General features: G+C 56.3%; 14 protein-coding genes. 6 read left to right on the top strand and 8 right to left on the bottom strand.

Annotation, left to right across the window (positions count from 1 at the left end):
* Positions 1 to 100 precede the first annotated feature (100 nt).
* On the top strand, positions 101 to 898 hold the full coding sequence (locus RW023_RS02710) for a YwiC-like family protein (RefSeq protein WP_315579775.1): 798 nt from the start codon (positions 101 to 103) through the stop codon (positions 896 to 898).
* Positions 899 to 931: 33 nt separating this feature from the next.
* Positions 932 to 1,315: a phage holin family protein gene (locus RW023_RS02705; protein WP_315579774.1), complete on the top strand. Its 384-nt coding sequence runs from the start codon at positions 932 to 934 to the stop codon at positions 1,313 to 1,315.
* Positions 1,316 to 1,332: 17 nt separating this feature from the next.
* On the opposite strand, the gene RW023_RS02700 is transcribed toward RW023_RS02705, so the two are convergent.
* Positions 1,333 to 2,961, bottom strand: a complete 1,629-nt coding sequence (locus tag RW023_RS02700; RefSeq protein WP_315579773.1) for a hypothetical protein — start codon at positions 2,959 to 2,961, stop codon at positions 1,333 to 1,335.
* On the bottom strand, positions 2,958 to 3,230 hold the full coding sequence (locus RW023_RS02695) for a hypothetical protein (protein ID WP_315579772.1): 273 nt from the start codon (positions 3,228 to 3,230) through the stop codon (positions 2,958 to 2,960). Before RW023_RS02695 ends, RW023_RS02700 begins: the two co-directional genes overlap by 4 nt.
* A 107-nt stretch (positions 3,231 to 3,337) precedes the next feature.
* Here RW023_RS02695 and purB point away from each other — a divergent pair, with 107 nt between their 5' ends.
* Complete coding sequence (gene purB, locus RW023_RS02690; RefSeq protein WP_315579771.1) at positions 3,338 to 4,804, top strand: adenylosuccinate lyase; 1,467 nt, start codon at positions 3,338 to 3,340, stop codon at positions 4,802 to 4,804.
* A gap of 7 nt (positions 4,805 to 4,811) precedes the next feature.
* Here the strand turns inward: purB and RW023_RS02685 are convergent, their stop codons facing one another.
* Both RW023_RS02685 and RW023_RS02680 read right to left on the bottom strand, forming a co-directional pair.
* Entirely contained in the window at positions 4,812 to 5,417 is a 606-nt protein-coding gene (locus RW023_RS02685; protein WP_315579770.1) for a hypothetical protein, read from the bottom strand.
* A complete protein-coding gene (locus RW023_RS02680) occupies positions 5,404 to 6,801 on the bottom strand; it encodes a hypothetical protein (protein ID WP_315579769.1) in 1,398 nt (465 codons plus the stop codon). Before RW023_RS02680 ends, RW023_RS02685 begins: the two co-directional genes overlap by 14 nt.
* 142 nt (positions 6,802 to 6,943) lie before the next feature.
* Between RW023_RS02680 and RW023_RS02675 the strand changes: the two genes are divergently transcribed.
* The 3 genes from RW023_RS02675 (at position 6,944) to RW023_RS02665 (ending at position 10,042) form a co-directional block, all read left to right on the top strand.
* A complete protein-coding gene (locus tag RW023_RS02675; protein ID WP_315579768.1) occupies positions 6,944 to 7,228 on the top strand; it encodes a metal-sensitive transcriptional regulator in 285 nt (94 codons plus the stop codon).
* A gap of 52 nt (positions 7,229 to 7,280) precedes the next feature.
* The gene (locus RW023_RS02670) at positions 7,281 to 7,526 is read left to right on the top strand and encodes a heavy metal-associated domain-containing protein (protein ID WP_315579767.1); all 246 of its coding nucleotides are present in this window, start codon (positions 7,281 to 7,283) and stop codon (positions 7,524 to 7,526) included.
* Positions 7,527 to 7,597: 71 nt separating this feature from the next.
* Positions 7,598 to 10,042, top strand: a complete 2,445-nt coding sequence (locus RW023_RS02665) for an HAD-IC family P-type ATPase (protein ID WP_315579766.1) — start codon at positions 7,598 to 7,600, stop codon at positions 10,040 to 10,042.
* A 94-nt stretch (positions 10,043 to 10,136) separates the two neighbouring features.
* Here RW023_RS02665 and RW023_RS02660 read toward each other — a convergent pair whose 3' ends face one another.
* The 4 genes from RW023_RS02660 to RW023_RS02645 form a co-directional block, all read right to left on the bottom strand.
* Positions 10,137 to 11,591: a DUF2079 domain-containing protein gene (locus tag RW023_RS02660; protein ID WP_315579765.1), complete on the bottom strand. Its 1,455-nt coding sequence runs from the start codon at positions 11,589 to 11,591 to the stop codon at positions 10,137 to 10,139.
* Entirely contained in the window at positions 11,591 to 12,439 is an 849-nt protein-coding gene (locus tag RW023_RS02655; RefSeq protein WP_315579764.1) for a glycosyltransferase, read from the bottom strand. Before RW023_RS02655 ends, RW023_RS02660 begins: the two co-directional genes overlap by 1 nt.
* Positions 12,440 to 12,474: 35 nt before the next feature.
* Entirely contained in the window at positions 12,475 to 13,356 is an 882-nt protein-coding gene (locus RW023_RS02650; protein ID WP_315579763.1) for a DUF5926 family protein, read from the bottom strand.
* Positions 13,357 to 13,384: 28 nt separating this feature from the next.
* On the bottom strand, positions 13,385 to 13,674 hold a 290-nt coding region (locus RW023_RS02645), incomplete at its 5' end, for an HAD family hydrolase (protein ID WP_315579762.1).

Raw genomic sequence — 13,674 nt, 5'->3', positions numbered from 1 at the left:
AAAAGTATGTCTCAGTGAATGGGATGTCGGTGAGCGCCGGCACAGAATTCGCGATTTTCTTAGGTTTGCCTTAGTGAATAGGGGCACTACACTGTTGCCCATGAATCAACGAGGATCACGGATACGCTCACTTATTCGCCGAGGATGGCTCTCAAACGAGCATGGCGCGTGGGTAATGACTGCCCTTCCCATCGCTGTCGGAATCTGCACCCTGAAACCTCAGCCCATTCAGTTCCTTTTACTTGCCGCATGGACAGCGGCCTACTGCAGCTATCACGCACTCACCCTGTACATGGCGGCTGCACCTCAACGTCGAAAAACCTACCTACCGGCGATGGCGACCTGGGCAGCAATCGCGGCTGCATGCGGGATCCCGGTCATCATTCTTCACCCGCGTCCTGTCGCGCGAATCCTGATCCCCGTAACAATCTTCTGTGCAATTGCAACATTCGAGGCGTGGAGAAAGCGCCGACGCTCACTACCCTCACACCTCGCAAGCGTTCTGGCCAGCTCATGCACCTATCCGCTGTCAGTGTGGGTTGTTGCTGAAGACTACTCACCACTCAAACTCTGGTGTGCGGCGGCCGCAATTGCGGCATACATGCTGGGCGCTACTCTCTACGTAAGATCGCTGATCCGAGGTGCCGGGGACACGCGCATGTTCGCCGTCTGTATTGCCTGGCACCTAGCGACACTAGTGGCTGGCCTTGTTGGCGTTGTGACCCACGTGATTCCGCTCTGGTCTTTGATCGCTTTTACCGTGCTTTCTGCGCGAGCAATCATTGTCCCCGCATTACAAAATTCGTCACGCATCAAGCTTCGCCCCGCGGTCATTGGGATTGGCGAATATCTGGCCTGCGCCTTGATGTTTAGCGCAGTTATGGCGATCGTCGCATAGTTCTTTGCTCAGAGATAGGCGATAATTAAGCGCATGAACTTTATTCTGCGTCTTATCGGAACCGGCTTGGGACTGTGGGTCTCGGCCAAACTTGTTCCTGGAATCGTCATTGCACAGGGCACGACCCTGACTGAAACAGTCATCATGCTGGGCCTGATCGCCTTGGTCTTCACCATCGTGAATTCGATCGTTCGCCCCTTGGTTTCAATCCTTGCCTTCCCCCTGTACATCCTCACTTTCGGACTCTTTGCTCTGGTGACTAATGGCATCGGTTTCATGGTGGCAAGCGGAGTTGCCCACTCTTTGGGTCTTCCTTTCTCTGTCTCTGGTATTGGGGCGGCAATTATCGGTGCGATCATCACCGCTATTGTCTCTTCGCTGTTTGGAAGCTTGACTGGAGCATCCAAGAAGGACTGATCCTTCCCTCACTCGCATCACGTCACTCGGCGGGTATCAAAGATATAGGAGCGCGTCTGCGTCCTATCGGTGATACCTAGCCGAGTTCTTCTTTGTTCTTCCCAGCGAATTACTTCCCCAATATTGGGGTTCTGTTGCGGATTCACCTGCTCGCATTCGCGGATCGCCTGCGTATAGGTTTCAATGTCGTGTGCAGCAATGGGATTTTCGCTGCCCTGCTTCACATCCAAGTGTTCGCTATCAAAATGCAAGGTGAGCGCATTTCCCCGATTAGTATTTGCCGCACCATCAAGGGCAGGAACGATATCACGTGTATTTTCCATATTGAGCATGGGAACGCCCGGATCAGGGTGAAAACCTGCGACGGGAGATCCCGCTGTCAGAACCGAGGCCACGCTGTAGCGTGAGCGAATATCGCTTTCGGAAGCCAGCTGAGCAGCGATGATTCCACCTTGTGAATGGCCAATGAACTCAACGGGTTCATCACTGCGAATTCCCGCCATATCCATAGCCGCCTTCACCGCACGAAGCTGATCTGAGTCAGATTGACCAACAGCTTGAAGGTTCGTCAGCATGTCCTGGGGATTATCCTCACCGGGTCCCCACTTCTGCGTTCCTCGAATCATCACAGACCATGAACGGCGTTCCTGACCCTGTTCATCTGTAGTGACATGCTGAAGGATCTCGATCTGGCCTTCATCCGCGCTTGAGCGCAGTTCTCCGATCCTTTCAAGGGCTGCCGAGGCCTGAAGTGGAGTGTTCACATGAGGGGGAGCTCCACTCCCCACTTGCGCGATTCCCGAGGCCGCCTGCTGGACCGTCGGTGCGTGTTTGGGGTAGGCAATAACGCTATGCGCCGCATAGAGGGCAACTCCAAAAGGTCCACAGTATGTACGTACTTTTCCACCATCAGCAACACCTTCTAATACCCGGGAACTTAACGGAGATCCCCCACCGGAAGTGGTCGGAAGCGCCTGTGCCGAGATCCGCACTCCACTGTGCCTGCCAAACATTAACCAGCCCATGGCCGCATAGAACGTTGATGCTTGGGCCGCGGCATCGCGCGTCACTTCTGCATTCTCATGCGAATTCGTACCACTGAGCATTCTGGCCACTTCACCAACGTCATACTGAGTTCGGATACCCAGCTCTGCATCTTTTGGTTGATGGACGAAGGAATAGCCGTGGGCTGCAACAATCGCCCCTCCGTGAACCAATCCAACAGGAGCCATGAGAAAGGGAAGGTTTGGATTCAGATACTTTCCGAAACGTCCAATCTTTTGCGAAAGCACTAAGCCACCGCCCCACGTATTTAATCCCAAACCGCCGTCTAAGCGGGCGCAGGTGCGCTGGTAGGCTCGGACATCGGCCTCGGCACCAGAGTGGATCCGCGCAACGTAGGCAAGCTTTTTCGCACAACTATCCATCCGCTCACTGAGGTGCGCGCCAAGTGAGTAAAAGTGGTCGGCCAGCTCTCCGCACTTGTGAATCCTTAAGTCTTGGATCATCCCAGCGAGCATATCCAGCTGCTCATTACAGGCATCTTTGATTTTCCTCATCGCGAGGACATCATCCACCAGTGCCTCAGTATCGATGCACGTCTGCGAAGAAGAGACAAGCATCCACGACACAGATTCATCGCTCATGACTGTCCCTCCAAACTGGCCATTTCTAATTGCGCAAGTTCTTTCAGCTGCGATGCCAGTGCGGACCAAGAATTCGATCCTTTCGCAATTTGATCAATTTCTGCGCGCGCACCTTCACTTCCGTTTCCAGTCCATGACGACAGTGAAAACTCATTCATTGTCGCGGCGATATCCGCACAATTGTCTGCGATTACCTGAAGCGACTGACATACCGTGAACATCCACATACGTGTCAGAGTATGAAGATGCTCTTCTCGCTTCAGACACATCACAATTTCTGTGGAAAACACCGATAAGCCGTCACGACTGTGCGTGAATACAAGGTTTCAAAACCTGGTCCCGTGGCAGCGCGGCCTCGGTCTGAGATGATTAAGACATGACTTCGCAGCAAGGATCCATGTTTTCGCCCGAAATGGGATACGCAGACCTAGCAGCAACTGGCCAGGCCCTGTCTCCGCTGGACGGTCGCTACCGCCCTCAAACCCAGGAACTGACCCAGTACCTTTCAGAGGCTGCACTCAATCGAACCCGAATTTTTGTCGAGATTGAGTGGATGATTGAGTTGCTGCGACGGGGCATCATCGCTCACGCACCCGAAATCTCTGATGCCGAATTGGACTACCTGCGTGCACTTCCTCAGACTTTCAACGCAGATTCCATTGCCGAACTCGCCCAGATCGAAGCCGAAACCCGCCACGACGTGAAGGCAGTCGAGTACTACATTGATCATCGCCTTGAGGCGGCGCGCGATGCTCTCGGTCCTGACACCGTACTTCCCTCACTTCGTCCGCTGGTCCATATTTTTGCGACCTCAGAGGACATCAATAACCTCTCGTACGCACTCAATGTTCAAGCTGCCGTTCGTCAAGTGTGGTTGCCTCGTGCACAGGCGCTATATTCGCGACTTCTTGAATTGGCTCAAAATGGCGCGGATGTTCCCATGCTCGCTCGTACCCACGGCCAACCGGCAACTCCGGTCACTATGGGTAAGGAATTGGCGGTTTTCGCCTATCGCCTCTCTCGCCAGCTCTCGCGAATTGAAGACGCGGAATACTTGGGCAAAATGAATGGAGCCACTGGAACTTGGGCCGCTCACCGCATTGCACTGCCCCAAATTCCCTGGCCACTTCTCACAAAAGATTTTGTGGAGCGCCTCGGTCTGACGTGGAACCCGTTGACGACTCAAATCGAGTCTCATGACTGGCAAAGCGAACTCTACAGCGATATTTCACGCTTCGGGCGCATCGCTCATAATCTTTCGACGGATTGTTGGACCTACATTTCTTTGGGTTATTTCCATCAAAAGCTTGGTGCGCAAGGGTCAACCGGCTCTTCGACGATGCCGCATAAGGTCAACCCGATTCGTTTTGAGAATGCCGAGGCTAATTTTGAGATTTCCTGCGCACTCTTGGAAACCCTTGCTCAGACTTTGGTGACATCGCGACTTCAGCGCGATCTGACGGATTCCTCAACTCAGCGCAATATCGGGGTGGCTTTGGGGCATTCACTTGTTGCGATTGATAATTTGACCCGTGGTTTAGAGGGGATTGAACTGAATTCACAGGTCATGGCTGAGGAATTGGCACAACATCCCGAAGTTCTTTCCGAGGCCATTCAACAGGTCATGCGTCTTGCCTCCCTTGAGGGGCGCGACGGTATGGAGAACCCCTACGAGCGCATGAAGGAGCTGACGCGCGGACACGATATCGGTATCCACCGTCTGCGTGATTTTGTATCTTCTTTGGATTTACCCGAAGACCAGAAGCGCCGACTCATGGAGCTCACTCCTGAGACTTACACGGGTTATGCACCCGATATGGTCGATTGGATCAGCGCAGAGTAACGCAGGTTTAGACGGGCTTCCAGCCACTATCAAATGCGGGTGCCCCTAAGCGCTCAAAGAGTTCTTCGGGGCGTACCTGGAGGGAAGAGTACCCCAGAGCGCGCATGTCGACGATGTCCTCATCACCGGATTGAAGCTTGCCTTCAATGACGATCGGCGCAATTTCGGGATTACGCCATGCTGCCTCTACAGCCGCAGCCAGTAGCCCCTGCGCAGCACGCGCACGAAGGTCTTCCGCTAGCTCCTCGCTACAAGCCGTCATCACTACAGTGAAGCAAACCACGGTTGGTTTCCCAAAGCCTTCGTTAACCTGGACTTCGCAGCGATCGACATCCCATGGAGCAGAATTCACATTGCCGTACTCACCGCGCGCAATCTGCTTTTCAAGGGTTGCGCGAAGCCTTGCCTCGATCATGCGGGCGAAGCGCTGAGAGCGCCCTTCCCTATCGCTTGGCCGCAGACGCGTAAGCGCAGCTCCCACTCCGAGCGTTGCGATTCCCATTGCAGCAAGACCCAGGGGGTTAGAAATCCGTGGGATATCGTCAGCGATGCGCTGGAGCGCCGACCCATTCATCATTCCCAGGATCCGCTTGAGTGATCTATTCGCTTCCATGCGTCACCCCATCGTGATTGTCATCAGCTTCTTGTGCATTACAGGTGAGTTGCCGAGAATGAATACCCTTCACCCGCGACCAAACCCCAGAATTTGGGTCATCGAGCTCTTGCCATACGTCATAGATGCGCACGCGAGTAGGCTCATCGCCCTGTGGGAGCATCGCTTGGAGCGTGCGAACCGCCTGCCCGACTCGATCCCACTGCGTGATGGCACTGCGACGCTCAAGGTGTCCCACCGTTTCGGTGTACGTCGATGAGGAATGTGCATAGTACAGGGCGCGCAAGCGTGGCTGAATGAGCTTTCGTCCCACCATGATCCGATGGTCGGGGGCACGAGCCGGTGTCCCGTCGGTAGACGGAATAACATCCTGATCGTGAGCAATATCGACCATGACAACATCCGGACGAATTCGTGTTCGCCTAGCGGGAGCTCCCATAGCGAGAATCGCACGGACATCAATTCCTGTTTCCTGTGCGGGTAGGCTTCCCAAATTAACCGCGATCAGACCGCCCTGAGAATGACCAGCAAGCATCACCGGCTCCGTAGCAAAGCCTTCGGGATCAACTCCTTCTTCACTCATCGCATGGTGAAGTGCTGCAATAATGCCCGCACGCATAGACGAAGGCATCCCCAATGCCTCTCGAATATTGGACTCCATGTCTGCCGGGTTGGGGGTTGATGGAGTATCAAAGTGCTGTGTTCCGGGAATTGAAACGAGCCAACGACGTGTCTTCCCCTGGCCTACGCACGTGATTTTGATGGATTGCCCATAGGTTCCAGCCCAGTACATGTCATCGATATCTGCTGCCATGTCTTGAAGCGAGCGCGGCGCCCAGAGACGCTTGACCTGAGAACGCGGTCGCCCTGGAATCTCAATAAAATCCTGGCCACCATCAGAATCAAAATACTTATCTGCATGTGCGGTTCCACCGGTCATTTGCCCCAGCGAAGTACCGACAATAAGCATTCCCGCCATCAGGGCTTCATAGCCATCACGAGGCGTGACCTGCGCCAAGCGTTGAAGCTTGCCTGTGCGGTCCAATCCAATGACAGAGTCCAGTGCCGCTGCTGCGTGAACGATTTTCCCGGCACTGCCAGCGATACCGCAGAGGACACGAACAAAAAGCGTGTCCAGTCCGGGGTCCCGGAAGAAGATCGATTGGGATTGTTCTGATACCTGTTCACCCAGACGATCTGACTCCATCCGCAGGCGCGAGCGAATATCCGCTGGAAGAAATCCCAATGTCGAGGCCCCCGCGACCGCGAGCGCGGAAAGTAGTTTGGGTGCAAGTGGAATCACTTTCACACGCAAGTAGAGAGAGGTGAAAGAGCCCGGCACACGACGCCGCGCGTAGTACGAGCGGTGGTGTTGTCGTCTCATGACCTCTCCTTCCCTTGGTGCAAGCCTAAGCCTCCTGACGTGCATCTGCGTCCAGATTGCGACAACGAGAGTTTCCTCATCTTTATTTCCTATTGACGCATATACCCCCCGGGGGTATATTTCAAGCACAAGGAGGATCACCATGGCTCACGGATATACCGAAGAAACCGAGCACTACCTCAAGCGCCTTCGCAGAATCGAAGGCCAACTGAGGGGGTTGCAACGAATGGTTGCAGAGGACACCTACTGCATTGATGTCCTCACTCAAATCTCGGCAGTGCAGTCAGCGCTGGACTCCGTCGCACTGGGCCTCCTTGAAGACCACATGAATCACTGCGTCCTTCACGCCGCTCAACACAGCGAAGAAGAAGGACGCGAAAAGATTCAAGAAGCGGCAAAGGCAATCGCGCGACTGGTGAAGTCCTAAGCGCACACCGTAACGTCTCTCCATTTTTTCACCACCAAAGAAAGGCGCCATCATGGCACAGGAAATTGATCGCACCGTCGAACTCTCCATCAACGGAATGACCTGCGGACACTGCGTCGCATCTGTCACCGAAGAACTGAGTCAGGTCCCCGGCGTCCTGAACGTCGAGGTCATCCTCAACTCCGGCGGAACCTCGAAGGCCACCGTTGTCACCAACACCGAACTCGATGACAACGCTCTGCGCGATGCTGTTTCCGAGGCCGGCTTCGAATTGGTTGGAATCGCTCGCGATTTCTGACCTCCTCAACCGGGGGTGCCACCAGGTGCCCCCGGATCTCCCGTAAACCACACACGACAGAATCGCTCAGAATGACTACTGAAACTCACCACACATCAACCGATACTGAGAGCGAGCACTTGGGAGACGGGTTGCTGCGGCGCGCTGCGGACCTGCGCAACCGCTTCCTTGTGACTCTCCCTTTCACCATCATTGTTCTGGGCCTGTCCATGGTTCCTCCACTTCAGTTCCCCGGCTGGCAGTGGGTCGTTGCTTTCGCCTCGCTACCCGTCGTGATCTGGGGTGCCGCCCCCTTCCACCGCGCCGCCTTCCAAGCGGGACGCCACGGATCTTCGACCATGGACACCCTGGTCTCCCTCGGCGTGATCGCATCGAGCCTATGGTCGTGGTACGCCCTGCTCTTTGGCGGCGCAGGCATGATCGGCATGCGCATGCAGATGTCGCTGATCCCTGCGCGCAGCCATGCAACGCACGCGGAAATCTATTTCGAGGGTGCCTGCGCAATCGTTACTTTCCTTCTGGCCGGCCGACTGATGGAGGCGCGCACCCGCTACCACTCCGGTGACGCCTTACGTTCTCTTCTTGAGCTCGGTGCAAAGGACGCAATCCTCGTTGAAGGAAACGGCGCGGATCGTCAGTTCCGCACCATCCCCGCAGCTGAACTTCGTGTCGGAGACCTCTTCCAGGTTCGTCCCGGCGACAAGGTTGCAACCGACGGCATCGTTGAAGAGGGCTCCAGTGCTTTGGATACCTCGCTCATGACGGGCGAATCTCTTCCCCGCGAAGTATCCCCCGGTAGCGCGGTGACCGGTGGAACCCTCAACACCTCAGGAGCCTTGATCGTCCGCGCAACCGCCGTTGGATCCGAAACCCAGCTGGCCCACATCGGCCAGATGATTACCGAGGCTCAGGCCACGAAGGCTCCCGTCCAACGTCTTGCGGACCGTATTTCTTCGGTTTTCGTTCCGACGATCATTGTGCTGTCCCTACTGACTTTGGCAGGCTGGCTCATCGCCGGAGCTGGCCTTCAAAGCGCAATCACCGCAGCCGTCGCTGTACTGGTTGTTGCCTGCCCCTGTGCTCTTGGTCTGGCTACGCCAACCGCCCTCCTTGTGGGTTCGGGCAAGGCCGCGCAGATGGGTATCCTCATTTCTTCCGCTGAGGTCCTTGAGCGCACGCGCAGCATCGACACGATCCTCCTTGATAAAACAGGCACCTTAACGAAGGGTGCCATGTCATTGGAGTCCGTGATCCTCCCCGATGGAAGCGCGAATTCTCCCGATGCCCAGTCCAGCGAGGATGCGCTGAGCGTGACCGCTTCACTGGAATCGGCCTCGGAACACCCAATTGCCCGCGCGCTTACTACCGCCGCCCGCGAGCGCGAACTTCCCTCGCACCCGGTTCGCGAGCTGCGCAACCACCCGGGACTTGGAGTCTCTGCGCTCGCCGAAGACGGCGCACTCCTTCTGGCCGGCCGCGTGAGCTGGCTGGGTGAGCTTGGTATTTCCCTTCCTCAGTCTGCGCTTTCCGCCATTTCCGAGGCCGAGGCCACGGGAGCGACCGTTGTGGCCAGCGCGCGCGTTGAGGGCTGGCAGGAAACTTCCTCCGCTGGTGATACGGACTCGGCGCAGGCTTCGACACCCACGGAAGAGAACGAGGATGACGGGATCATCGTTGATATGGCCGTGGGCGGCATGACCTGTGCTTCCTGCGTTCGTAGAGTTGAGCGCAAGTTGGGCAAACTCGATGGCGTTCATGCGCAGGTCAACTTGGCAACTGAAAGTGCTCGAATCACCCTCACGCACAATTACAGCGACGCTGAGCTTGAAGAGGTTGTGAAGGCAGCGGGTTATGAACCTCAGGTGCGTTCACGTCGACTTGCTTCTGCCCAAGCACCCGCAGCGACACTCACGCCCCAGACACGCGAACTTCCCGAACACCTCGAGGGAGTACTTCTGGGTGCCTTCGTTGTGCGTGACACGGTGAAAGAGTCATCAAAGGATGCGATTGCCCAGCTCAAGGCCTTGGGAATCACTCCAACTTTGCTCACCGGCGACCATGAATCTTCAGCGCGCTTTGTTGCCTCGCAGGTCGGTATCGATTCGGTCATCGCGGGAGTCCTTCCCGCAGATAAGCGCGATGCAGTGATGCGCCTTCAAGAAGAAGGCCACCAGGTAGCCATGGTGGGTGATGGTGTTAATGACGCGGCCGCTCTGGCACAGGCCTCAACTCAGGGCTTGGGTATTGCCATGGGTTCGGGTGCCGATAGTGCAATCGCTGTCGCCGATATGACGCTGGTGAGCTCAGACCCGACGATGGCTGCCGCTGCGATTCGTATTTCGCGTGCAACCCTGAAGGTCATCAAAGAAAACCTGTTCTGGGCCTTCTTTTACAACGTCATTATGATTCCGCTTGCGATTTTCGGACTTCTCAACCCGATGCTTGCTTCGGCTGCGATGGCCATGTCCTCGGTGTGCGTTGTCCTCAACTCCATGAGGCTTCGCCGCGCACATTGATCGATCACTCTTATACTCGGTGCCCCCGCGATTTCTCGCGGGGGCACCGAGTGTCTTTCCTGATATGACGCTCAATCAGTTCCAGTAAAGCGCATTAGCTGATGCGTTTAGCAACCTGGAAACCACCCTGGTTATAAACCAATTCAAAACGATGCCCCGGATGCGCACCCTGCGCGTAGGACACGGCATCGACATTCTTCTGATCTCCCCACGCGGCTCCACGTTGGTCGACGACGACATAGTCAACGTCAACATTCTTAGCGGATCCCACCCAATACACTTCATGGCGTGGAACCAAGTAGGCAAGCAGGGTGAGATCAGTTTCGACCTTCGCATTATCGGGAATAAGCTCATCGATCTCTTGAGCCTGGGCCATTCGAGGACTCAGAGTTCCAAAACCCGGATTCGTCATCTGCCACATAGGAAGCTGCGGAGCGGTCACAAAAGCCGCAGCGCAGGGCAGAGCCAATGCAATTGTTGCCACCACAGGACGCTGCGCGCTGCTCACCCAACCCCAGCCTCGAGCTATCGAAGAATCCTGCTGCGAAGACCACCGGCGATGAACGTCCAGCAAGGCACCCAAGAGGATGGGGATCAAAATCGCGTTGTAGTGCCAGTGCTTCCAATCCCAGTAGTAGTCAACGGAACCCAAGAAACGCCAGGCAATTGTTGGCATGATGACCCAGAACCAGGGGGATGCCATACCAATGATGCCGGTCCCCAAAATCACCATGGCAATCACGCCGTACTTTTGGGCAGGCCATAGCGCACGCTCAATCAGAGTGACATCTCCCCGATTGCTGCTTCCATCCAAGCTGTAGGCCCAGGTACCTGAGGCATTAAAGGCGGGCAGAAGCAGCTTCACCGTCACGAAGAAGGCAAGAAGTCCAAAGACCGCGAAAAACAAGGGATAGGTGAAGGAGTTTTCACTCTCACGGCCTCGCCACGCCAGCACAATGCCAATCATCATGACGGTGAGGCCAAGGTCTTCCTTCACCAAGACCAAAGGCGCCGACCATGCCATAACGGCAACCCAGCGGCCCTCAACAAATGCGGCAGAGGCCCAGGCAAGAAGGGGAATAGCGAAGGCAATCTCATGGAACTGCGAGGCAACGGCGCCCTGGAATCCCCATGCGGTGACATACCCAATCCCAACGAATGTTCCAAGAAGCCACCCGGCTTGCTTGCTGGCGAGACGAACCAGCGGCCACGCCGAAACCGCAATCAATAGATCTTGAACAACCAGCAGTGTCAATCCTGAGGGGAAGAAACGATAGATCGGCCCCAAAAGCACCAAAATCGGGTGGAAGTGATCACCCAGCAGGTTGTATCCGGGTCCTTTGACAGGAACGATCGGCGCCTGGAAGTGACTATAGGATTTCGCCGCCTCGGTGAAAATAGCCAGATCCCACGAAGGGACGGTCAGTGAACGCCACTGACCAACCGAGAAGGTGATGTACAGGCAGGCGCCAAGGACGACGGAAAGTGCAGCGGGAAGATAGGCCGCAAGCGCGCGGGATGTACGCAAACGGGTACCTTTTTCAGACATTAACTGGTTTCTCCTGCAGGTGATTGGGATACGGGAGTGTGCTCGGGATCAGGATAGGGGGCACCCAAGCGTTGAAGTGAGACAGGGGTCCGGAAGCGACGGCGCAGTCGCACTTTGCGTAAGGCCAACATCGCAGATGTCCACGACACATCGGCAAAACCTGTCGTGGGGTTGAGCTCAACCAGACTGCGATCATCGCCCGTATGCTCGAAAGCGCAGGGCAGTTCAATTGCTGTCATTCCTTCAGAAAGCAGTCGCACCTTCAGGTCTAGCTCCAGACCGTAACCATTTGCGAATGGCATAACGCAATCCAATGCCTCGCGAGTCAGGCACATTTCTGGGGAAAGCGGCGCCTGACAATCCCAACCGGTCTGGCGACGGATCGTATTGTGAGCTAGGCGCTGAGCGGAATTTCCCTTCCGTCTTTTCCCATCGGAGGCGCTCAATTCCGCGGGCACACCACACGCCAGATCTGCGCGCCCACTTGAAATCGCCTCGACAAGGAAGGCTGCATCGACGGCGCTCTCCCCCAAGTCTCCCGAGAGGAAGAGGATATGGCGCCCCGGAGCGTCTACGCGATCGCGCATTGCTGCGACTTTCACTCCCGTTTCGTGCGCCGAGGCCCGGCCTCGGGGGACGGAATGGCGAACGACAACCGCACCGGCGGCGCGCGCATACTTCCCGGTGTCGTCGTCCGAGCCGTCGTCAATGACAATCAGCAGGTCAACGCCAGGGATTGCACGGCATGCACGAACAGTTGAGGCGATCTGCCGACCCACATTGTGGGCACAGATGATCGCAGCGACCTTCTGGGAAGGTGAGGGTTCGACGGATTGAACGGGAGTCACTCTGTTAGTCTATCCCGCTCAGGTGCCGCCTCTCCTTAGCGAATCGTGACCTGGCGGGAAACGAGGCCCTGGCGTGCGCGACGTTCGTCTGCACTCAGCGGGGTGGTTTCCTTCAGTGCCTTCTCGACGTTCTTGACAAGAGCCTGTGCATCGGCGGCAACATCTTCTGCCGAAGCACCTTCAGCGAGCTCAAAAACCGGAATTGCCAGACCGCATGCGCGGAATGCACCGACGAAACGAGAGCCTTCTCCCAATCGGGCATTTCCAGCTGCCTGCAGGCGAGCCAGGGCATCAAAAAGCTTGTGTTCGGGGGCGGCAGACACGTAACGAACAAAGTTGCGGTTCATTTCGCACCAGTACATGCCTTCGGTACCGGGTACTGCAGCGGTAGGAACAACGTCAGCACGGTTTTGCTCAAGAGCATCGCGCATTTCTGGGGTGAGTTCCTGATTCGGGTCAAACCAGTAACCGAAATCAGCAACGATCTCCATATCGCCAAATGCCTTCGGATCAACAATGTCCTGGAGGCGAGGCGCAGGCTCGCGCACATCAATATCGATGACGCCATCAACACCATCGGACTGTGCCTGAAGGGCAGCAAGAAGAGCTGCGGCAACGTCGTGTGAGAGATCGCCCGAGTTCGAGCGAGTCTGCAGGCCAACAAGGATACGTCCATCAGGGCGAATCATTGCGGGATGGCCATCGGGCAGCAGAGTAACGATGTCGAAGTCTGCACCGCCGTGTTCTTCAGTGGTGCGCCCACTCAGCGTTGCGCAGGGGATGATTTCGCGCATTGCGACCAGTTCGACCTCGTTAGGAAGTCCTTCAAAAGGACGTTCCACGAAGGGGATCGGGGGGCGGTATGCCGGGCGATCTGCGCTGACTGCTACTTTTTTACGACGTGAGGCTTTTCCCATGGGGCTATCGTAGCGGTTTTCCCAGCATTCACGAGGCCGTGGATGCGCACCAGCGCAAAATCGCCTGCATGACGGCGGCGGCACCGTCGTTTTCGACGGCGGCCGCAACGAAATCGCTGTGGACGCGAACCTCCTCGGTGGCGCCGCCCATAGCAACCCCGAAGGCCGCCCACTCGATCATGGCAATGTCGTTCGTGCCATCGCCAATCGCGACCGTTCCTTCAATGGGAAGCGAGAGATCCCGTCGGAGCTCATCAAGCCCACTGGCTTTCGTCACCCCGAGTGAACTGATATCAGCCCAGGACGTCCAACCGACGA

Source organism: uncultured Actinomyces sp., assembly GCF_963542285.1.
In the GTDB taxonomy this organism is placed as follows: Bacteria; Actinomycetota; Actinomycetes; order Actinomycetales; family Actinomycetaceae; genus Pauljensenia.
Note: the sequence above shows the minus strand (reverse complement) of the source record. Positions and strands in the feature narration are given on the sequence as shown.